The organism is Streptomyces sp. NPDC050617 (genome assembly GCF_040654795.1).
In the GTDB taxonomy this organism is placed as follows: Bacteria; Actinomycetota; Actinomycetes; order Streptomycetales; family Streptomycetaceae; genus Streptomyces.
Genome location: NZ_JBFAIS010000054.1, coordinates 1 through 21,325, shown reverse-complemented (window position 1 = coordinate 21,325; position 21,325 = coordinate 1). Strand labels below are relative to the sequence as shown.

15 protein-coding genes are annotated in these 21,325 nt (G+C 74.6%); 7 read left to right on the top strand and 8 right to left on the bottom strand.

Annotated elements, in window-relative coordinates; genetic code table 11:
* The first annotated feature begins 29 nt into the window (after nt 1-29).
* From AB0I49_RS37510 to glpK, 4 genes are all read left to right on the top strand, one after another.
* The gene (locus AB0I49_RS37510) at nt 30-2,420 is read left to right on the top strand and encodes a glycoside hydrolase family 31 protein (RefSeq protein WP_363231711.1); all 2,391 of its coding nucleotides are present in this window, start codon (nt 30-32) and stop codon (nt 2,418-2,420) included.
* A 318-nt stretch (nt 2,421-2,738) separates the two neighbouring features.
* On the top strand, nt 2,739-3,569 hold the full coding sequence (locus AB0I49_RS37505; protein ID WP_363231717.1) for a M15 family metallopeptidase: 831 nt from the start codon (nt 2,739-2,741) through the stop codon (nt 3,567-3,569).
* A gap of 254 nt (nt 3,570-3,823) precedes the next feature.
* Nucleotides 3,824-4,558, top strand: a complete 735-nt coding sequence (locus AB0I49_RS37500) for an MIP/aquaporin family protein (protein WP_363231710.1) — start codon at nt 3,824-3,826, stop codon at nt 4,556-4,558.
* 13 nt (nt 4,559-4,571) lie between these two features.
* Nucleotides 4,572-6,119, top strand: coding sequence for a glycerol kinase GlpK (gene glpK / locus AB0I49_RS37495; protein ID WP_363231709.1), 1,548 nt, complete (start codon nt 4,572-4,574; stop codon nt 6,117-6,119).
* A gap of 67 nt (nt 6,120-6,186) precedes the next feature.
* Here glpK and AB0I49_RS37490 read toward each other — a convergent pair whose 3' ends face one another.
* The 4 genes from AB0I49_RS37490 to AB0I49_RS37475 form a co-directional block, all read right to left on the bottom strand.
* Nucleotides 6,187-6,798, bottom strand: coding sequence for an ATP/GTP-binding protein (locus tag AB0I49_RS37490; RefSeq protein ID WP_363231716.1), 612 nt, complete (start codon nt 6,796-6,798; stop codon nt 6,187-6,189).
* A gap of 185 nt (nt 6,799-6,983) precedes the next feature.
* On the bottom strand, nt 6,984-7,397 hold the full coding sequence (locus AB0I49_RS37485; protein WP_363231708.1) for a DUF742 domain-containing protein: 414 nt from the start codon (nt 7,395-7,397) through the stop codon (nt 6,984-6,986).
* Between the two features lie 8 nt (nt 7,398-7,405).
* On the bottom strand, nt 7,406-7,843 hold the full coding sequence (locus AB0I49_RS37480) for a roadblock/LC7 domain-containing protein (protein ID WP_363231707.1): 438 nt from the start codon (nt 7,841-7,843) through the stop codon (nt 7,406-7,408).
* Nucleotides 7,840-10,377 (bottom strand): nitrate- and nitrite sensing domain-containing protein, encoded by a 2,538-nt coding sequence (locus tag AB0I49_RS37475; RefSeq protein ID WP_363231706.1) that lies wholly within the window; start codon nt 10,375-10,377, stop codon nt 7,840-7,842. Before AB0I49_RS37475 ends, AB0I49_RS37480 begins: the two co-directional genes overlap by 4 nt.
* Nucleotides 10,378-10,731: 354 nt before the next feature.
* Between AB0I49_RS37475 and AB0I49_RS37470 the strand changes: the two genes are divergently transcribed.
* The 3 genes from AB0I49_RS37470 (at nt 10,732) to AB0I49_RS37460 (ending at nt 12,974) form a co-directional block, all read left to right on the top strand.
* Entirely contained in the window at nt 10,732-11,085 is a 354-nt protein-coding gene (locus AB0I49_RS37470) for a hypothetical protein (protein WP_363231705.1), read from the top strand.
* 78 nt (nt 11,086-11,163) lie between these two features.
* Nucleotides 11,164-12,321 carry an L-histidine N(alpha)-methyltransferase gene (locus AB0I49_RS37465; protein WP_363231704.1) on the top strand — a complete coding sequence of 386 codons (1,158 nt, stop codon included), beginning with the start codon at nt 11,164-11,166 and terminating at the stop codon, nt 12,319-12,321.
* The gene (locus tag AB0I49_RS37460; protein WP_363231703.1) at nt 12,321-12,974 is read left to right on the top strand and encodes a hypothetical protein; all 654 of its coding nucleotides are present in this window, start codon (nt 12,321-12,323) and stop codon (nt 12,972-12,974) included. The genes AB0I49_RS37465 and AB0I49_RS37460 overlap by 1 nt, the downstream gene beginning before the upstream one ends.
* A gap of 22 nt (nt 12,975-12,996) precedes the next feature.
* Here AB0I49_RS37460 and AB0I49_RS37455 read toward each other — a convergent pair whose 3' ends face one another.
* The 4 genes from AB0I49_RS37455 to pcp form a co-directional block, all read right to left on the bottom strand.
* Entirely contained in the window at nt 12,997-17,841 is a 4,845-nt protein-coding gene (locus tag AB0I49_RS37455) for a hypothetical protein (RefSeq protein ID WP_363231702.1), read from the bottom strand.
* Nucleotides 17,842-17,904: 63 nt separating this feature from the next.
* Nucleotides 17,905-18,864 (bottom strand): hypothetical protein, encoded by a 960-nt coding sequence (locus AB0I49_RS37450; RefSeq protein ID WP_363231701.1) that lies wholly within the window; start codon nt 18,862-18,864, stop codon nt 17,905-17,907.
* 115 nt (nt 18,865-18,979) lie between these two features.
* Nucleotides 18,980-20,503: a hypothetical protein gene (locus AB0I49_RS37445; protein ID WP_363231700.1), complete on the bottom strand. Its 1,524-nt coding sequence runs from the start codon at nt 20,501-20,503 to the stop codon at nt 18,980-18,982.
* Between the two features lie 56 nt (nt 20,504-20,559).
* A complete protein-coding gene (gene pcp, locus AB0I49_RS37440; RefSeq protein WP_363231699.1) occupies nt 20,560-21,204 on the bottom strand; it encodes a pyroglutamyl-peptidase I in 645 nt (214 codons plus the stop codon).
* Nucleotides 21,205-21,325 lie beyond the last annotated feature (121 nt).

Sequence of the window (21,325 nt, the reverse complement as noted above, 5' to 3'; positions counted from 1 at the left end):
CCGGCGGCGTCGGTGGCAGGGTGAGCAGCATGGATGCGCGTGACCTGGTGCGGTCGGTGAAATCAGTCGGTGCGGGGCGGAGGCTGCGGTCGCTGCGGTCGGCGGTGCGGCGGCGGCGCCTGGACGCGGCCGGGCTGCCGCGGCGCGGCGCGGAGCGGGCGCGGGTGCCGGGTGCGGCGCAGGGGGCGGAGCCGCTGCCGGGCGGCGGGGTGGTGCGGTTCGCGCGGTCGTCGCTGCGGGTGCGGGTCGCGGCGGGCGGCGCGGTGTTCTGCGGCTGGGACGGCGCGGGGCCGGAGCCGTCGTACGCGCTGGCGGGGCCGTGTCCGGCGGTGGACGAGCGGGCGGTGCTGGAGCCGGATACGGACGGCGGCTGGCGGGTGATGTCGGAGCGGGTGCTGGTGGTGGTCTCCCGGCACGGCGCGGTGGAGGTGCGTACGCCCGGGGGCGCGGTGCTGCGGCGGGATCTGCCGCCGCGCTGGTGGGAGCCGGTGGACGGGTGGGGTGCCGGGCCGCGGGCGGCGGGGGCGGGCGACGCGGGGGGCGGGGCGCGCTGGGTGCAGCGGTCCGAGGTGGCGGCGGACGCGCGGTTCTTCGGGCTGGGCGGCCGGGCGGCGGGGCCCCGGCTGCGGGACGGTTCGTACCGGCTGTGGAACACCGATCCGGGCGGGTCCTTCGAGCCGGGGGACGATCCGCTGTATCTGACGATGCCGGTGCAGTTGGTGGTGGCGGACGCGGGGTCGCATCTGATCTTCCACGACAACTCGTGGGACGGGCGGGTGGCGCTGCGGGAGGGCGTGGAGGGCGAGGGTTCGGGGCACGACCGGCGGGGCGGGTGCGAGGTGCGGATGGACGGGGGGCCGCTGCGCTACTGGGTGATGGCGGGGACGCCGGCGCGGGTGCTGCACGCGTGGACGGCGCTGACGGGTGCGCCCGCGCTGCCGCCGGCGTGGGCGCTGGGGTACCACCACGCGCGCTGGGGGTTCGGGGACGCGGCCGAGGTGCGGCGGGTGGCGGCCGGTTACCGGGAGCGGGGGCTGCCGCTGTCGGCGCTCCATCTGGACATCGACCACTACCGGGGGCACCGGGTGTTCACGGTGGACGGCGAGCGGTTCCCGGATCTGCCGGGGCTGGCGGCGGAGCTGCGCGGGCAGGGGGTGCGGCTGGTGTCGATCGTGGATCCGGCGGTGAAGGCGGAGCCGGGGAACGCGGTGTACGACAGCGGGGCGGCGGCGGACGCGTTCGTACGGGACGCGCGGGGGCGGCGGGTGCGGGGCGAGGTGTGGGCGGGCGAGTCGGTCTTCCCGGACTTCACGGAGCCGGGGGTGCGCAAGTGGTGGGGCGGGCTGTACGGGGAGCGGCTGGCGCAGGGGTTCTCGGGGGTGTGGCACGACATGAATGAGCCGGTGTCGTTCGCGGCCTTCGGCGATCCGACGCTGCCGCGTTCGGCGCGGCATGCTCTGGAGGGCCGGGGCGGTGATCATCGGGAGGCGCACAACGTGTACGGGCTGGCGATGGCGCGGGCCGGTTACGAGGGGCTGTGCGAGCTGCGGCCGGCGGAGCGGCCGTTCCTGTTCTCGCGGTCGGGGTGGGCGGGTGTGCAGCGGTACGGGGGCAGTTGGTCGGGGGATGTGGCCACGGGCTGGCCGGGGCTGCGGGCGTCGCTCGCGCTGGTGCTGGGGCTGGGGCTGTGCGGGGTGCCGTATTCGGGGCCGGATGTCGGGGGGTTCACGGGTTCGCCGTCGCCGGAGCTGTTCCTGCGCTGGTTCCAGCTGGGTTCGCTGCTGCCGTTCTTCCGTACGCACGCGGCGATCGACGCGGGGCGGCGGGAGCCGTGGGAGTTCGGTCCGCGGGTGCTGGAGCACGCGGGGGCGGCGCTGCGGGAGCGGGAGCGGCTCCTGCCGTACTTCGTGACGCTGGCGCAGCTCGCGCACCGGACGGGGGCGCCGTATGTGCGGCCGGTGTGGTGGCGTTCGCCGCAGGACCGGGCGCTGCGCGACTGCGAGGACGCCTATCTGCTGGGCGATTCGCTGCTGGTGGCGCCGGTGCTGGAGGCGGGAGCGGAGTGGCGGGCGGTGCGGCTGCCGCGGGGGCGCTGGTATGACACGGCGTCGGGCCGGGCGTACGAGGGGCCGGGGCAGGTGCTGCTGCCCGCGCCGCTGGAGCGGATTCCGGTGCTGGCGCGGGCGGGGTCGGTGGTGCCGGTGGCGGGCGCCGGGGGCGGGGTGGAGCTGGAGGTGTGGGAGCCGGCGCCGGGGCGTACGGGCGCGGGCGTGCTGATTCCGGACGCGGGGGACGGCTGGGAGCGGCCGGCGGCGGTGCGGTTCACGACGCGGTGGCGGGACGGGCGGCTGCGGGTGGAGCAGGAGGGCGCGGACGAGGTGGCGTATCCGGTACGGGTGCGTCCGGTGGCCGCGGGGTAGCGGGGCGGCGTCGCGCCCTCTTCCGCGGCGGCCTTCGGAGCTGCTAAGTGGAGGGATCACCGACTGTCTGGAGGGCCCATGCCAGGATTCGCCGTCGTCGCGCGCGTACGCGCCCTGTCCGCAGCCTTCTCGCGCGGAGGGGCCCGGTCCACCGCCGGGACGCCCGGACGCAACCGGTCCACCGCCGGGGCCCGCGGACGTACCCGGTCCGCTTCCACGACGCCCCGACGCGCCCGGTCCGCTTCCACCGCGCCCGGACGCGCCCGGCCCGCTTCCACCGCCCGAGAACGCGCCCGGTCCGCTGTCCCCTCCCGCGCGCTGGCTCTCTCCGCCGCCGCTCTCCTCGCGCTGGCCCCGGCCGCCTCAGCCGATTCGCATGCCCCTGCCGCCGCGGCGCGGGAGCGGCCGGCGCGCCCGCAGCGGGAGCCGAAGGCCCCGAGGGAGTTCGTGGCCCTCCGCGACGTCGATCCGACGATCCTCCAGGAGATCCGCTACATCACCCCGCACAACTTCACCGGCCGCCGGGTCGACGGCTACCGGCAGCCGGTGTGCCTGCTGACCCGGCCCGCCGCGCTGGCCCTGCACCGGGTGCAGCGCGGGCTGCTGCGCCGGGGGTACACGCTGAAGGTCTACGACTGCTACCGGCCGAAGCGGGCGGTGGCGGCCTTCATGGAATGGGGCGCGGACCTCGCCGATCAGCGGATGAAGCGCGAGTTCTATCCCCGGGTGGACAAGTCGCGGCTGTTCGACGACGGCTATATCGCCGAGAAGTCGGGGCACAGCCGGGGCAGCACCATGGATCTGACGGTGGTCCGGCTGCCGCCCGTGCCGACCCGGCCGTACGTCCCCGGGGAGCGGCTCGTGCCCTGTCACGCGCCCAAGGGGCAGCGGTTCCCGGACAACTCGCTCGACATGGGGACCGGGTTCGACTGCATGGACACCCTCTCGCACACCCTCGATCCGCGGGTGCGGGGGAAGCAGAAGGCCAACCGGATGCTGCTCAAGTCCGCGATGGCGGGCGCCGGTTTCGTCAATCTGCCGCAGGAGTGGTGGCACTACACGTACCAGCCGGAGCCGTTCCCCGGCAGCTACTTCGACTTCCCGGTCTCCTACCGGTCCGTCCACGGGCGCCGAGCGGGCGGCGGCTGACGCCGCTCCGCCGCCGCTGCGGACGACCTTGACGCTCCGTCAGCAGCGGTGAACACTGCCGGGTATCAGTCGGCACCGCCGCAGCAGGGCGTCCCCGGTGGTGCCACCGCTCCCCTGGCGAATGCCCTGTCGCGCTGATCGCCGACGCCGGGCAGGGGGCACGGGAACCCTCGGCCGCCGGCCGCCGCCTCATCGGGGAGCCCCCCTGCACGGAGGACCGGGACGGTGTCCCGGGCGAGGGACCGGGAGCCGCAGTGGATCAGTTCTCCAATGGCGACATCTTCATAGGCGAGATCATCGGCACCGCGGTGCTGATTCTCTTCGGCGCCGGAGTGTGCGCCGCCGTCACGCTCAAACACTCGAAGGCCAGGGCCGCCGGCTGGGTCGTGATCGCGTTCGGCTGGGGCTTCGGCGTGCTGGCCGGGGCGTACACCGCGGGACCGCTCTCCGGCGGGCACCTCAATCCGGCGGTGACGCTGGGCATCGCCATCGACACCGGGCACTGGGACAAGGTGCCGGTCTATGTCGCGGGGCAGATGGTGGGCGCGGTGCTCGGCGCGGTGCTGTGCTGGCTCGCCTACTACGCGCAGTTCGCCGCCAACGCCGACAAGGACGGCTCGCAGCCGACGCTGGGGATCTTCTCGACCGTTCCGGAGGTCCGCAATCCGGTGGCCAACCTGCTCACCGAGATCATCGCGACGATGGGGCTGGTGCTGCCCGTGCTGGCCTTCGGGCTCACGAAGGGGCTCGGGCAGTCCGGCACCCAGACACTGATGGTCGCGTTCGTCGTGGTCGGCATCGGCCTCTCGCTGGGCGGGCCGACCGGCTATGCCATCAATCCGGCGCGCGACCTCGGTCCGCGCATCGCGCACGCCCTGCTGCCCATCCCCGGCAAGGGCACCTCCGACTGGGGGTACTCCTGGATCCCGGTGGCGGGTCCGTTGATCGGGGCGGCGCTGTCCGGTCTCATCTTCAACGCAGCCTACTGACTCGGGAGACGTCATGATCGACAAGACCGGCGGGGCCGACCGGTACGTCGCCGCGATCGACCAGGGCACCACCTCCAGTCGCTGCATCATCTTCAATCACGACGGCGCGATCGTCGCCGCCGACCAGCGCGAGCACCGGCAGATCTTCCCCAAGCCGGGCTGGGTGGAGCACGACGCGGCCGAGATCTGGTCCAAGGTGCAGGCCGTGGTGGCGGGTGCGCTCGCCAAGGCGGGGCTGCGGGCCGACGAGCTGAGCGCGGTGGGCATCACCAACCAGCGGGAGACGACGGTCCTGTGGGACCGCACGACGGGCAAGCCGGTGCACAACGCGGTCGTGTGGCAGGACACGCGGACGTCCGCGCTCTGCCGGGAGCTGGGCGGCGCGGACGGCCAGGACCGGTTCCGGGCCGCGACCGGGCTGCCGCTGGCGAGCTACTTCTCCGGGCCCAAGGCGGCCTGGCTGCTGGACAACGTGCCGGGGCTGCGCCGCCGGGCCGAGCTGGGCGAGGTGGCCTTCGGCACCCTGGACTCCTGGCTGATCTGGAATCTGACCGGCGGCACGGACGGCGGGGCGCACGTCACGGACGTCACCAACGCCTCGCGCACGATGCTGATGAACCTGGAGACCCTCCAGTGGGACTCCTCGGTGCTCGCCGCGATGAATCTGCCCGAGGTGATGCTGCCCGAGATCCGCTCCTCGGCCGAGGTGTACGGGACGGCGGTCGGCCAGCTGGCCGGGGTGCCGGTCGCCTCGGCGCTGGGCGATCAGCAGGCCGCCGTCTTCGGGCAGACCTGCTTCGGGGTGGGCGAGGCCAAGAACACCTATGGGACGGGCTCGTTCCTGCTGTTGAACACGGGCGAGCGGCCGGTGGCGTCCAAGAACGGGCTGCTGACGACGGTGGGCTACCGGCTGGGCGGTGACGCGGCCGTCTACTGCCTGGAGGGCTCGATCGCGATCACGGGCGCGCTGGTGCAGTGGTTCCGCGACCAGCTGGGGATCATCCGCTCCGCCGACGAGATCGAGCCGCTGGCCGCGAGCGTGGCGGACAACGGCGGGGCGTACATCGTGCCGGCGTTCTCCGGGCTGTACGCGCCGTACTGGCGCTCGGACGCGCGGGGCGTGGTCACCGGGCTCACCCGGTACGTCACCAAGGCGCATCTGGCGCGCGCCGTGCTGGAGGCGACGAGCTGGCAGACGCATGAGGTGGTGGACGCGATGTACCAGGACTCCGGGGTGCGGCTCACCTCGCTGAAGGTGGACGGCGGGATGACCGTGAACAATCTGCTGATGCAGCATCAGGCGGATGTGCTGGGCGTGCCGGTGATCCGTCCGGTCGTGGCCGAGACGACGTGTCTGGGCGCGGCCTACGCGGCGGGGCTGGCCACGGGCGTGTGGCAGGACCTCGACGAGCTGCGGGCGCACTGGAAGCGCGACACGGAGTGGACGCCGCGGATGGAGGCCGGGGAGCGGGAGCGGGAGTACGGCAACTGGCGCAAGGCCGTCGAGCGCAGCTTCGGCTGGCACGAGGAGGAGGGCGAGGACGAGGCGGGCGGCGGCTGACCGCTGCCGCGCCCCGGCCCGTACGCCCTTCGCCGGCTGCGAGGGCGTACGGGCCGGGGCGCGCGCCTCACGTGCGAGCGTGCTCGCGGTGGTTCGCGGACGCCTCCATGGCGTGCTCGACGACCGAGATCAGGACCCGCTTGGCGGATTCCCGCTCGCGCGCGTCGCACAGCAGGACGGGGACCTCGGGGTCGAGGTCGAGGGCGTCGCGGACGGTGTCCTCGGGGTAGCGGTCCGCGCCGTCGAAGCAGTTGACGGCGACGGTGAAGGCGATGGAGCGCCGTTCGAAGTAGTCGATGGCGGCGAAGCAGTCCTGGAGCCGGCGGGTGTCGGCGAGGACGACCGCGCCGAGGGCGCCCTGCGCCAGTTCGTCCCAGAGGAACCAGAAGCGGTCCTGGCCGGGGGTGCCGAAGAGGTAGAGGACTAAGTCCTCGCGGAGCGTGATGCGGCCGAAGTCCATGGCGACGGTGGTGGTGGACTTGGCCTCCACGCCGTCGGTGGAGTCGACCGGCCGTCCCGCCTCGCTGAGCAGCTCCTCGGTGCGCAGCGGCCGGATCTCGCTGACCGCGCCGACCAGCGTCGTCTTGCCGACCCCGAAGCCGCCCGCGACCAGGATCTTGAGCGTCACCGGGTCGGCCTTGGACCGCTTGCGGCTTCGGTCGGAGCGCCCGAAGACCATGAGTCTCTTCTCCTGGATGGCGTGGACAGGGTTGGTAACCAAGCGATCAGCAAGTGGTCGGCTTGGGCAAAGGAACAGTACAACGTGCTCACCGCGCTCGCACGTCCCGCGCACGTCAACTGCGGTCCGCCGAGGGCCGATCGCGGTGCGCGGCGGCCCGGAGGCCGTACGGGCGCGGGGCCCGGCTACAGCGCCCGCAGGCCGTCGATCACCTCGCGGAGCAGGGTCTCGTCCGGGAGCTCCGCCGGGGGCACCGGTCTGGAGACGCGGACGAGCTCCGCGTCGATCAGGTCGCCGACCAGGACCCGGACCACCCCGACGGGCAGGTCGAGCCCGGAGGCGAGCTCCGCGATGGACTGCGGGGCGTCGACGCTGAGTTCGACGATGTCGAGGTGTTCCGGGGACAGCGTCTGGTCCACCACGGCGTACACGTCGCCGGCGTGCGCGTCCAGGGACTCGTCGGCGATGACGACCGCGATCAGATCGAGCTTCGCCTCGGCCGCGCTGCGGGTACGGCCGCGCGTCATGGCGTACGGCCGTACCACTGGACCCGCCGCGTCGTCGAACCAGCGGGCCGGGCCGCCGCCGTCTTCGGTCATGCCTGCCGTCACCCGTCGGCGGCCACGCCGGTCCGCGGAGCGGCGGCCAGGTGCGCCCCCACGCGCTTGACGAGGAGCGTCATCTCATAGGCGACGAGCCCGACGTCCGAGTCGGCGTCGGCGAGCACGGCCAGACAGCTGCCGTCGCCCGCCGCGGTGACGAAGAGGAATGCCTCGTCGAGCTCGACGACGGTCTGCCTGACCTTGCCGGCCTCGAAGTGCCGGCCTACGCCTTTGGCGAGGCTGTGGAAGCCGGAGGCGACGGCTGCCAGATGTTCGCCGTCCTCACGGGTCAGCTCCTTGGATGTGCCGGTCGGCAGGCCGTCTCCGGAGAGTACGAGCGCCTTGCGGATGCTGCCGACGCGCTCGACGAGCTCGTCGAGCAGCCAGTTCAGCTCGCCGGTGCTCGTGGAGGCGCTGCGTGCTGCGGCCTTCGGTGCGGTCATCGACCGTCCCCTTCAGATGTCGTTCCTTGTGCGGTGGATGCCGTGCCGTCGGGTTCGCGTGCGTTGTGCTCCCGCCCGCGCTGCCAGCCGCGCTGGAGCGAGGCCATCCTGGCCCGCACCTCGTCGGCGTCGCGCTCGGGCTCCGGATCGGCAGGGCCCGCGGCGGCGGCCTGCCCCGCGGGGTCGTTCTTGAGCTGGGGGGCGAGGCTGGCCTGCCGCACCCGCCGGGGCAGCGCGACGGTCTTCTCGTCCTGCCCCGCGCCCGTGCCGCCGTCCTCGGCGGCCGGACCGCGGTGGTCGGCGGCGCGGGCGGCGTGTGCGGCCGACCGGCGGCGCGGCAGCGGCACGGGGCCGTCGGGCCGGGTGGGCGCGGGCGCCTCGGCCGCCTGCTGGTGCTGTTCCGGGGCGGGCGCGGGCGCGGCGCCGCGGCGGCGGAACAGCGCGCTCTCCTCCTCGTCGAACGCGCCGTACACGGGCCCGTCCCCGGCCGGCCCGGCGCGCGTCGGCCGGTCCGCGTCGGGCCGTTCGGGCAGCGGTACGGGCACCTGGGCGAGCGCGGCCAGCCGGCTGCCCCCGATGCTCCCGGCGCCCCCGGTGTCGTTCCCGCCGGTGTCCGCGTCGCGCTCGTACCCCGTGCCCCTGCCCGCGTCGACCAGCAGCGCCTCGGGGATGAGCACGACCGCGGTGGTGCCGCCGTACGGGGAGGGCTGGAGGGAGACGCGGACGCCCTGGCGGCGGGCGAGGCGGCTGATGACGAAGAGGCCGAGCCGGTCGGTGTCGGAGAGCTCGAACTCGGGGGTCTCGGCGAGCCGGAGGTTCGCCTCCAGCTGGGCGTCGGGCGCCATCCCGAGGCCCCGGTCGTGGATCTCCAGGGTGAAGCCGTTGGAGACGCGCTCGCCGACCACCTGGACCGCGGTGTGCGGCGGGGAGAAGACGGTGGCGTTCTCCAGGAGTTCGGCGACGAGGTGGGTGATGTCGGCGACGGCCGGGCCGCTCACGGCGAGCCGCGGCAGCCGGCGGACCTCGATGCGCTCGTAGTCCTCGACCTCGGCGACGGCCGCCCGTACGACGTCCATGAGCTGGATGGGCTTGCGCCACTGCCGGGAGGGGGCCGCGCCGGAGAGGATGACCAGGCCCTCGGCGTGCCGCCGCATGCGGGTGGTGAGGTGGTCGAGGCGGAAGAGGTCGGCGAGTTCGTCGGTGTCCTCGGTGCGCCGCTCCATGGTGTCGAGCAGGGTCAGCTGGCGGTGCAGCAGGACCTGGCTGCGGCGGGCGAGGTTGACGAACACCTCGGAGACGCCGCGACGCATGTCGGCCTGTTTGACGGCGGCCTCGACGGCGGCGCGCTGGAGGGTGTTGAGGGCCTGGCCGACCTGGCCGAGCTCGTCCTGGCCGTATTCGAGGCGCGGCGCCTCGGTCTCGACGTCGACCTGTTCGCCGGCGGCGAGCCTGCGCATCACGCTGGGCAGCCGTACGCCCGAGACCTCGTGCGCCTCCTTGCGGACCCGGCGCAGGTCGCGGATGAGGGAGCGGCCGATGCGGGTGGAGATGACGAGGGAGACGGCGAGCGCGATGAAGCCGAGGACGCCGGCCGCGCCCGCCTTGAGGAGCACGCCGTCGGCGACGGGCTTGACGCGGTCCTGGTAGCGGTCGGCCGCGTCGTCGCCCATCCGGCGGAGGTCGTCGAGGACGGGGCCCGTGGCGGCCTGCCAGCGCTGCGAGTTGACGGCCCCGTATGTCTTGGCGGGGCCGGCGGCGAGGACGGCCTCCTCGGTCTTCTCCAGGGCGCGGGCGTCGGCGCCGCGCCAGAAGTCCCCGTAGATGTTCTGGTCGGAGGCGGGCAGGACCGGCAGGTTGGTGGCGTAGAGGACCTTGCGCTCGGCGATCCGGTCGGAGAAGGACCGGATCTCCTGGCGGCTCATGGAGCCCGCGGCGAGCCCGGCGGCGAGCAACGCGTCCTCGCGGGAGAGGGCCTCGCGGGCGCGGGTGAGGCCGACGAGGGCGCGGCCCTGCTTGTCCATGCCGGCGTCCTGGAGCGTGTTGAGGGTGCCGAGGAACGCGTAGTAGGGGTCGACGAGTTCGTTGTAGGCGCGCAGCGCGCCGTCGCGGGTGAGGGTGTTGTGCTCGACCTTGCGGCGCAGCCCGGCGAGGTCGTCGAGGCCGTCCTCGATGGTGGTGAACTGGTCGGCGGATTCGGCGCTCATGTCGTCGCGCACCTTGCGGACGGCGCCCGAACGCAGGTCGGCGGCGGTCTTGTCGGTGGCCCGGCGCTGGGCGCGGAGGGCTTCCAGGGCGTCGGAGCGGCGCTGGTCGGCCAGGTAGACGAGGGTCTGGCGGCGTTCCTTCTGGAGGGCCTGGGCCATGTCCTCGGCGGGGTGGCCGAGTCTGCGCATCACGTCGGCCCCGGTGAGGAGCTGAGCCGCTTCCTGGCCGGTGATCACGGTGGCGAAGGCCCACAGGGCCGTCAGCGACACCAGCGGCACCAGCAGCAGCGCCACGATCTTCCGGCGGATCGACTTCCCGCGAAAGCGCATGGCCTCCCCAACGTCAACCCCGGCGCGCGGGGGTCGTGTTCCGACAATAAGCGGCGCGAGCCTACTACTGTCGGGCGACCAATCCGAAGACGTGTACGGTCCTTGACACCGTGTGATCAGCGGCTTTGGTGGCGAGTTGTCAGGCGATAACCGGACTTTCCGCTCCCGCTTGTGGTGCATGACACCCCGTCGACGGGGTAAGAGAGTGGACCCTTCTGGCCGGAAATCCACTCCCCATGGGAACCTTTGACCATGGTTGTTCGCTCTTCCTCACGGAGGGGTGGGAGGAATACGCCCGATGCCCCTCTTTTGGGAAGCGCCCGCACCGGGCAGTCACTGAGGGGGTGAATCTCCATGGACCAGGATCACGACATCCCGTCCCGCGGGGGACGGCCGCCGCTGTGGACCGAGGAGCCCGCCCGCAGACGGCGGATGCCCGACCCGGTCCGTACCGCGGCGGTCCGCGCCGTGATCATCATCGCTCTGACGCTGGCCCAGGCCATGGTCGCGGTCCTCTGCGCGCTGGCCGGCGCCTGGTTCGCCTTCCCCGCCACGCTGTGCAGCATAGCCAGCACCGTGGTGGCCACCTGGGCGGCGGTCGACGTCTGGGTCACCCGGCAGGTGTGGAACCAGCGGCACGGCGTGATCTCCGTCCCCAGCAGCTCGGCTCGGGAGATGCGCAGGGCCCGGCGGCCGCGCTTTCCCTGATCGTCAACTCCCCGCTAAGTTCGGCTGTTGACGGTGTGTCCGCCGGAGACGGCGGCGGGGCTAAGGGGGATGACAGCCATGGCTGACCGGGATCAGGCGGTCCATCGCATTCAAGGAATCCTCGGGGACCCCGGCTGGACGGTGTGCCTCGTCGGCGAGGAGCAGTCGGGGAAGCTCGCCCAGGTCACCGCCGGGCTGCGGCACCGGCCCGACCCCGCGGGCGGCGGCAAGCTCATCACCTCCGGCTTCTCGTACTGGGGCCTCGAATCCACCGTCGCCTGGGCGCACGCCTGCAACGACCTGTACTACCCGGTGATGCGCGAGAGCATCGGCTCCTTCAGCCGCCGCTGGCACGCCATGGGGACCGCGCTGCCCGACGGCCCGCTGCACTACGTCAGCCTGGGGCCGGGCACCGGCCAGAAGGACCAGGCGCTGCTGCGGTACCTCGACAGCCGGGGCCAGTCCGCCTGCTACATCCCGGTGGACGTGAGCGCCGAGATGCTGCGGCTCGCGCAGCGGGAGGCGCTCCAGCACCTGCACGTACCGGCCGGCGACGTGCTGCCCGTACAGCTCGACTTCTCGCTCCCCCGCAACCTCGACCGCCTCAGCACGCTGATCCGGCGCACCGTGGGCGACGAGCCCGTCCTCTACTCGCTGCTCGGCAACACCCTCGCCAACTTCGACAGCGACTCCCAGCTGCTGGCGCTCCTCGCCGACAAGCTGCTGCGCCCGCAGGACCGCTTCCTGCTGGAGATCGCCAACACCGCCGACCAGGGGGACGCCGCGGCCCGCGCGGCGGCGCAGGAGTACGAGAACAGCCCGCGCTTCCGCGAGTTCGTCACCAGCGCCCTCATGCAGTACACGGATCTGCAGATCGACATGAACAGCCTCACCTGCGAGGGCTCGGTCGAGGACGACCGGGCGCTGAAGATCAAGGTCATATACCACAACCGCACGGGCGCCCAGGTGGAGCTGACGCTGCCGGACCGCAGCACGGTCCCGTTCCCCGACCGGGACACCATCCGCCTCTACCTCAGCCGCAAGTACACCCTGCCCGGAGTGGAGAAGATGCTGGCGGAGGCGCGGGTCGTCAAGGCCGGGCAGACCCATGACACCGGGCACGCGGCCTTCGACCGGCCCGCGTTCGGGATGACGCTGCTGATGCTCCAGAGCGCCGAGGCGCCCCGCACCCCGGCCGGGCCCGACCCCTTCGCGTCCAGCGGGCCGCGCGTTTGATGGAGCGTCTCAGACGGCTGAGCCGGCCGTTCTTCGCCGCCGCCACCTTCGCCTGCCTGCTGCTCGCCCTCGTGCTGAGCGTGTGGTGGCTCGTCACCGCGCGCGGCGCGGGCGGCGCGTTCGAGCCGGCCACCACGGGGCTCGCGCTCGTCGCCGCCATCACCGGGGTCTACGCGGAGCGGCGGGCGGCGGCTCGCGAGCGGCGCGCCCAGGCGCTCTACGCGCTCGCCGACGAGCTCGTCAAGAACACCGAGCTGCTCACCGGCGAGGGGTTCGCGCGGCTGGACCCGCACGCGCCCAAGGCGCGCGTCTACCCGCGGCTGGTGCAGTCCGCCACCGACGCGGCGCTGGTGTCCGGGGCGTTCTCGGCTCCGGGCCACGTCCCGTTGATCGCGCTGCTGCACCGCTGGCGCGACGCCGTGCACGACTTCAACCGGCGGCTCGACCTCGCCGAGCTCCGTACGTACGTCAGTCAGATCCCGGACGAGGAGCTGCTGGCCATCGACAACTCCATGCACCGGTCCGGCGGGCAGCTCGACGGGGTGCGCGAGCTGCGCACGGCCGTCGAGTCGCTGCTGCGGGAGCGGTACGGGGGCGAGCCGGGCGTCGCCGCCCGGCTCCGGCCGCTCGCGCCCCCGGCCGACGGCTCCTGACCGGCCACCAGCCCGCTGCCGGCTATTCCGCTGCCGGCTGCTCCTGCGGCTGCTCCTCTGCCCGCTGTTCCTCCGTCGGTACGGGCTCGGGCCGGGCCTGCGCGGGGACGGACTCGGGCTCCGCCGACGGCGGCTCCTCCTCCGGGCGGCGGAACATCCGGGTCGCCGTGATCTCGCCGTGCACCGGCTCGGAGTCCGGGTCCTCCTGCGGCAGTCCGGGCCGCAGATGCTCCTCCACGCTGATGTACTTCAGGCCCGCGCGCAGATCCGCGTCGTTGCGGAGCCGGATGACCAGCGGGAACTCGGCCAGCGCCGTGGTGTCGAACAGGCCCGTGGTGTAGAGGAGCTGGACGCCGAGCGCGTCCGCGACGGCCCGCTGGAGCTCCAGCAGATACGTGGCGTTGGCGCGGCCGATCGGGTTGTCCAGGAAGAGCGTGCCCGCGTGCCGCTGCTTGTCGCGGCCCCGGTCGTTGCTGCGCAGCGCCGCCATGGTGCAGTACAGCGCGATGGCCGCGGTCAGCAGCTGCCCGCCGGAGAACACGTCGCCCATCTGCCCGACCGGGACCCGCTCGGCGCGCAGCACCGCGTCCGGCTTGAGGATCTCCACGGCCACGCCGCGCGGCTGGAGGGCCGCGCTCACGCCGCGCAGCAGCAGCGACATCCCGTCGCGGCGCAGGTCGGAGTTCTTCTTCACCGCCGAGCGGGTCGCCTCGTCGATGACCTCGCCGAGCCGCTCGCTGAGCGTGGCCTGGTCCGGCTCCTCGAAGCGGATGCGCAGGAACTCCTGGCCCGACCACTCCCCCAGCCCCTCGGGCAGCCGGGACAGCCGCTGCGCGGAGCGCAGGGTGGTGAGCGAGGACTCGACCAGGCCGCGCAGCCGGTCGACGATGCTGCCGCGGTTGCGCTCCAGCTGCTCCAGTTCGTCGGTGAGCACGCGCAGCCGGGGCGCGAAGGCGTCCGCCCAGGCCGCGGCGTGCTCCGGCAGGGCCGCGGCGGGCAGTTCCCGGATCTGCTGGCGGGCGGGGGTGCGCACCTGCTCGTACCGGGTGGAGTTCGCGTGCCGCACCAGCACGTCACTGGCCTCGCGGACCGCCGACTCGGCGGCCGACAGGTCGCTCGCGCAGCCGCGCAGCGAGCGGCGGGCCTCGGCCGCGGACTGCCGGGCCGCCTCCAGGTTCCCGGCGTACGGCTCGCTCTGCTCGCCCTCCGCGTCGCCGTCGCCGTCCGCCGCCCGCTGGTTGTCGCGGAGCAGGTCGCGCAGCATGGCCGCGGTCTCGTCGAAGCCGCCGGCGGCGTCCTCGGCGGTGCGGTGGGCGCGCAGCAGCTCGCCGTGCGCGGCGCGGGCCGCCTCCAGGGCGTCGCTGCGGGCCGCGAGTTCGCCGGTGGCGGTGCGCAGCAGCTCCTTGGCCTGCTCGGCGTCGGCGGGGACCAGCTCCTCGGGGAGCTCGGTGTGCGCGTCGCCGTGCTCGGGGGCGTGCCGCTCGGCCTCGCCGCGGAGCCTGCCGAGCTGTTCGCTGGCGGCCGACGCGCGGGTCTCCAGCATCTGCACCAGGGATTCGGCCCGGCTCACGGCGGCCTGGCGGGAGGGGCCGTCGGCGCCGTCGGTGCCTTCGAGGAGCTGGGCGGCGCGGGTGCGGACCTTGTTGGTGAGGCGGTCGAGGGCGGCGAGGGCCGCGCTCTCGTCGCTCTCGGCGCGGGCCTGTTCGGCGCGGAGGTCGGCGCCGACGCCGACCTTCTCGTACAGCTGGGAGGCCGCGCGGTACGCCTCGCGCAGGGCGGGCAGCGAGGCCGTGGGCGCGCCGTCCTGCTCGCTCACGTGGTCGGGGGCGCCGGCGATCTCGGCGCGCTCGGCCCGTAGCGCGCGTGCGGTGCGGTGGGCGTCGTCGGCGGCGCGCTGGGCGGCGCGGCGGTCCTCGTCGGCGGCGCGGGCCCGGTCGAGGCAGGCGGCGGCGCGCTCCTCGGACTCGGCGGCCTCCTCGGCGAGTTCGCGCAGCCGGGGCTGCCAGCGGGCCCGCTCGCGGAGCCGGAAGGCGAGCCCGGCGAGGGCGTCGGCGACGCGGCGGGCCCGCTGCGCCGCCTCCTGCCGCTCGTCGCGGACGCGGGCCGCCTCGGCCGCCGCCTCGTCGGCCTCGGCCCGTGCCGTACGGGCCTCCTCCAGCGCTTCCTGGGCGGCGTCGGCCGCGGCGCGGGCGCTCTCGGCGGCGGTCCGCAGCTCGGCGAGGCCGCCGGCGGGGCAGCCGTCGCGCCAGGCGCCGAGCCGGGAGGCGAGGGCGCGGTCGCCGGCCAGGCGGGTCGCGAGGGTGCGGATCTCCTCGTCACGGGCGGCGGCGCGGGCGCGCAGCGCCTGGCGCTCGCCGTCGGCGGCGCCCTCGTCGTGCATCGCCGGGTTCGGCGGTACGAGGAAGACGCCGGTGTCCTCGGCGTCGGGCGCGGGGGTGGGGGCGAGCAGCGCGGCGGAGGTGCCGACGGCGACGGCGGAGCGGGGCAGCAGGGACGCCTTGCCGAGGACCTCGCGGGCGCGCGCGTGGGTGTCGGGGTCGGTGATGACGACGCCGTCGACGAGCTCCGGGCGGGCGGCGAGCACCGAGGCGTGGTCGGCGGGGTCGACGGCCTGCGCGAGGTAGCGCCAGCCGGGCAGGGCGGGGATGCCGTGCTCGCCGAGGTATTCGACGGCGGTGAGCACGTCGGGGCTGGGCGGCAGCAGTCCGCCGTCGCCGAGCGCGCCGAGGATGCGGGAGTCGTCGGCGGCGGCGGTGCGCAGATCGAAGAGCTGCCGCTCGGCGGCGGCGACGCTCTCGTCGAGGAGTTCGCGCAGGGCGTCCGCGTTGCGGTCCACCTCCTCGGCGGTGAGCGGGCCGTCGGCGGTGCGCTGCCGGGCCAGGCGCACGGCGGCCGATCCGGCGAGGCGGCCGGGCGGGCCGTCGGCGTCCGGGGCGGTGCGCGGGCCCGCCACGGCGGGCGCTGCGCCGCCCTCGGCGCCGTCCTCGCCCGGGCGGGGGCCCGGTACGCCGGGGGCGGCCGACTGGGGCAGGCCGAGCAGGTCGGTCAGCCGCTGTTCGGCGCCGAGGGCCTCGGCGGCGCGCCGTTCGAGGTCGTGGGCGGCTTCGGCGGCGTTCGCGGCGTCGGCGGCGCGGGCCGCGGCCAGCTCCGTGCGGGCCAGCTCGGCAGCGGTGTCCTTGGCGCGCTCGGCTGCCTGGCGGGCGGTGTCGCGGGCGCTCTCCCAGGCCTCGGCGGCGGCCTTCTCGGCGTCGCTGGCGGCGAGGGCGGCGCGGGCCGGGTCGGCGTCGGGGGCGCTGTCGTCGAGCCAGCCGGCCCGTACCGCCTCGGCGGTCTCCTGCTCGACCTCGGTGAGCCGCTGGCGCAGGTGCTCGGCCTCGCTGCGGGCGCGCTGGGCGGCGGTCGCGGCGGCGGTGGCGTCGCGGTGCGCCGCCTCACCCGTCTCCTGGAGGGCGGCCGAGCGCTCCTCCTGCTCGGCGGCGACGCGCTCGCCGTCCTCGGCGGCGGCGTGCAGGGCCCGTACGAGCTGGGCGGCGGCGTCGGCGCGGGCGGCCAGCGCCGGGGCGGCGTCGCGCTCGGCCTCGCGGATGGCGGCGGCGACGCGGGCGGTGCGGTCGGCGGCGGCCCGGTGGCGCAGCACGGTCTCGGCGGCCTGCCAGGCCATGTGCAGGGTGCGGGCCTCGGTCAGCTCGCGGCGCTGGGCTGCGGCGCCCTTCTCGGCGGCGGCGAGCGCCAGGGAGGCGTGCCGGTAGGCGAGTTCGGCGGCGACGAGGGAGCTGCGGCCGCGTTCTTGTTCGGCGTCGGTGACGGCGTGGGCGGCGGAGGCGACCTGTTCGGCGAGCTCGGCGGCGTTGCCGCGCTCCCGCGCGCCGCGGGCGGAGAGCCGGCGGGCGAGGGCGCGGGTGCGGCGCTCGGCCCCGGCGTGCACGCCGCGCGCCTGCTCGCGGCTGAGGGCCAGCTCCGCGATGCGGGAGAGGAGGTCGAGGGAGCCGGCGGTGAAGTCCCGCTCGGCGGTCAGTTCGGCGCGGCGGCCGAGCTTGTGGGCGAAGCCGTGGACGAGGTCGGCGAGGCCGTCGGTGTCGCGGGTGTCGGTGACGGCGCGCAGCAGCAGGTCGGTGAAGTCGGAGTCGTTCTTGACGGCGAAGAGGCCGGCGGCCTCGCCCTCGTCGGCGTTCATCTCGCGCTGGTAGCGGAAGAGTTCGGGGTCGAGGCCGAGCTCGCCGAGGTGTTCGTTCCAGCGCTCGTGGATCTCCTCCCACACCACGTCGAGGTGCGGGTACGCCTTGTCGGCCTCGGTGATGGCGTCGCGGAACCCCTTCATGGTGCGGCGGCGGCCGCGGGCCCCGGAGGCGCCCTCGACGCCGCGGCGCATGGCGGTGGACTCGGCCACGGGCAGCGAGTCGAGGCTCAGGCCGGGGCCGGGGCGGAAGGAGTACCAGGCCTCGGCGAACTTCCGGGGGTCGCCGGAGACCTGCCGCCCGCGCCATTCGCTGACCTTGCCGACGACGACGCTCTCTCCGGTGAGGACGTGCTGCCACTCCAGGGCGACGTGTCCGCAGTCGTCGGCAAGGAGGAATTTGCGCAGCACGCCGGAGCTGGCGCCGCCCAGGGTGTTGCGGTGGCCGGGCAGCATGACGGAGAAGATCAGCTTGAGGAGTACGGACTTGCCGCCGCCGTTCTCCAGGAAGAGCACTCCGGCGGGGGCGGGGCGGCGCGGCGGGCCGACGGGCTCGTCCTCGAAGAACTCCGCCTGCGTGGGCGCGGGGTCGGGCACGGGCGCGCCGACCCCGCGCAGGTCCAGCACGGTGTCGGCGTAGCGCGCGCCGGCGGGCCCGATGGAGTAGAGGCGGACCCGGGACAGCTCGTACATGGCGGCGGACTCTCGTTGCGTGCGGGCGGGTTGCGGGGACAGCGGCGGTGCTGGGGTGCTGGGTCAGGCGTGGAACGGGAGACCGGCGTCGGCGACCAGGTCGAGGTCGTCGGCGTCCTGCGGCGGCAGCAGGGTCGCGCCGCCGTCGCCGACGGGCACGATGCCCAGCTCCAGCAGTTCGGCCATGGCGGCGCTGCCCGCCATGTCGCGGACCTGGAGCTGGTAGCGGGCGGTGGTGCGGAAGGCGCCGCCGGAGTCGTCGCCGGTGCGCTGGAGGAACCCGGAGTCGACGAGGAAGGCGACGGCCTTGGCGATGATGCCGGTGGTCGAACCGGCCAGCCGCCGGGCGTCCTTGGTGGCGCCGGTCGCGCTGCGGCGCGCGTACACCCGCCAGGCCGCTTCGAGTCCGGGCGCGTCGGTGGCCGGGTCGGTGTTGTCGCCCTGCTCCTCGGCCCGCTCCTCCAGGCGGCGGCAGGCCTGCCGTACGAACGCGTCGACGCCGTTGACCGTGACGCGGCCGATGTAGCCGTCGTCGGCGAGGTCCTCGGGGCGCGGGAACGCCAGGGCCGCGACGCACAGGTGGGCCAGTCCGTGCAGGAAGCGGTCGGCGGAGTCCGCGGTGGCGCGGCGGGCGTAGTCGCCCATGCGGACTGCGAAGACGGAGTCCTCGGCGGCGGCGACGGCCATCCCCGCGCGCTGCGACACTTCGAGGACGATCAGTCCGAGTCCGGTGGCGACGGCGTCGGCGAGCCGCGCAAAGGCGGGCTCGTCGCGGTGGCGGCGCAGCAGTTCGGCGTAGTCCGCGTCGCGGGCGGGCAGCAGCTTGGGCTGGAGCCCGTAGGCGACGAGGCGCGCGGCGTCGGCGGCGTCGGCGGGGGTGACGGACGCGTGCGCGGCAGGCGCGGGCTGCACGGCTGCCGCGGAGGCGAACGGCGCGCTGCCCGCGTGGGCCGCCCCCGCCTCGGCGGCGGGCTCCTCCCACTGCGCGGCGCCGTCGGCGTGCTCGGCGTCGTACTCGGTCACGGGTGGAGCTCCTGTCGAATGTCGCGAGGGTTCGTCGGCCGGCTGCCGGCCGCCGGTGGCTGATCGCGGCGTTCCCCGCGCCTCTTACGGGGCGCGGAACCGCCGTACGGGGCGCTCACGCCGCCTCCGTGCGGTCCGCCGCCATGCCTGCCGCGTCCAGCAGGGCGGTGCCGACGACGAGGTCGGCGCCGCCGAATTCGGGGTCGTTCAGCTCCGTGCCGTCGTCGACGGCGAAGAGGAGCTTCTCCTCGCCCTGGCGGTAGGCGGTGCCGACGGCGGGGCTCGCGGCGTGCACGGCCAGCAAGGCCAGGAGGTAGGGGAGTTCGGGGTCGCGGCGGCGGGCGTCGGCGAGCAGGCCGGAGAGCCGGCGGGGCGCGTCGGCGGGCAGGTCGAGCAGTTCCATCGCCTCGGCGAGCTGCGCCTCGCTGAACCGGCTGTCGTCGGGGGTGGCGATGAGGTCCGGCTCGGGCATCTCCACGCCGAGGTGCTCGCGCTCGGCGGGCGGCGTCAGCAACATGTCGACGAGGTCGCCGACGCGCACGGCGGCGGGGGTGCGCAGTCCGGCGCCGCGGGCGAAGAAGGCGTCGGTGACGCGCGCGGCCTGTTCGACGGGGAGCGGCAGGAGGGGCGCGAGGAGCTGCCCGTACAGGTCGAGTCCGGCGTGCGCGGCGGGTGTGGCGAACGCCTGGCGGTCCTGCTCGGCGCGGAAGAGGGGGCCCGCCTCCAGCAGCCGGGACTGGAGCTGCGTGTGGCGGCGGATGCAGTCCTTGACGATGTCGACGAGCTCGGCGGCGCGGCGCTTGTGCTCGGGCTCCTCCGCCTCGTCGCGCGCCTTGCGGATGTTGGTGAGGATCGCGTTCTCGTGGCGGTAGCGGTCGGCGACGTGGTCGAGCGCTTCGGCGATCATGTCGGGGACGGCGCTGAGCCAGTCGACGGCGCGGACGTTGCGGCGGGTCGCGTCGAGGGTCTTGCGGAGCGTTTCCGCGTACTGCACGGTGCGGTAGCGGGCCTGTTCGGCGGCGAGCTGCGCGTCGGCGAGCCGGCCCCGGCTGATGAGCACCTCCAGCTTGACCTCGGCGGCGATCTGGGCGCTGGTGACGTCCGTGTCGAGGGCGCCGACCAGGACGTTGACGGCCTCGTCGGTGGCGCGCAGGAACACCGTGCCGCCGTGGCCGGGGACCTCTTCGACGAGCTTGAAGTCGTAGTCCCGGCGTACGTACGCGCCGTCGGCGCCGAACGTGCCGTACACGGCGCGGAAGCCGCGGTCGACGCTGCCGACGTTGATGAGGTTCTCCAGCACCCAGCGGGCGACGCGGTCGTGCTCGGCGGCGGGCCGCCGGGGGGCCTGGGCCGCGACGCGCGGCAGCAGCTTGGCCACTATCTGCTCGTGGTCGGCCCCGGTGTCGAAGTCCATGTGGAGCGTGACCGCGTCGATGGCGGCGAGGGCGACCTCGGCCATGGCGTAGATCCCGTACTCGCCCGCGAGGTTGGCCTTGCGCACATCGAGGTCGTGCAGCGGGGCGGTGCAGGCCAGCGCGCGCAGCCGCCGGGCCAGGCCCTCGTCGGCGGCCGGTCCCGGTGCTGGTCGCGCGTCCCCGTTGAGCTGGGACGCAGCGGCCGTGGGGGCTTGAGAAGTCACGTCGCACAGAGTAGGCGGTCGCACTGACAACGGACGAAACGGCACGGGCGAACGGGTCAGTGTGTGGCGCCGCCCACAGCCTTGATGTCCTCGGTGCGGGTCGCGGCGGTGACGGTGATCACACGCAGCGCCTCGGCGGTGACGCTCACCGGGAGCGATGGCTGGAGCTTGTCGGTGACCTGCTCGGGGGCGAACGGGACGTGCACGAAGCCGCCGCGCAGGCCGGGCCGTTCGGTCGCGGCGAGGTGCATCAGCGCGTAGAAGACCTGGTTGCAGACGAAGGTGCCGGCGGTCTGCGACACGGAGGCGGGCAGCCCGGCCGCCCGTACGGCCGCGACGCACGCCTTCACCGGGAGCGCGGCGAAGTAGGCGGCGGGGCCGTCGGGGACGATGGGCTCGTCGACGGGCTGGGCGCCCGCGTTGTCGGGGATGCGGGCGTCGTCGATGTTGACGGCGACGCGCTCCACGGTGATGTCGGGGCGGCCGCCCGCCTGTCCGACGCTGATCACGAGCTCGGGGTCGTACTGCTCGACGGCCGCGCGCAGGGCGTCCGCGGCGTCGCCGAAGACGCAGGGCAGACAGGCGGTGGAGAGCTCCACCCCGTCCGGCGGGTTGTCGGCGACGGCGCGGACGGCTTCCCATGCGGGGTTGGTGGCATCGCCCCCGAAGGGTTCGAATCCGGTCAGCAGTACCCGGGTCATGAAGGGCTCCAGGGGGTCGTGCACGGTGGTGCGGGAGAAGCGGGGGGGGGACGGGCGGGGCGGGGCGGCGCGCCCCCGCGGGCGCCCCCACCCGAGAATCGCCCAGTTAAATAAAAAACAG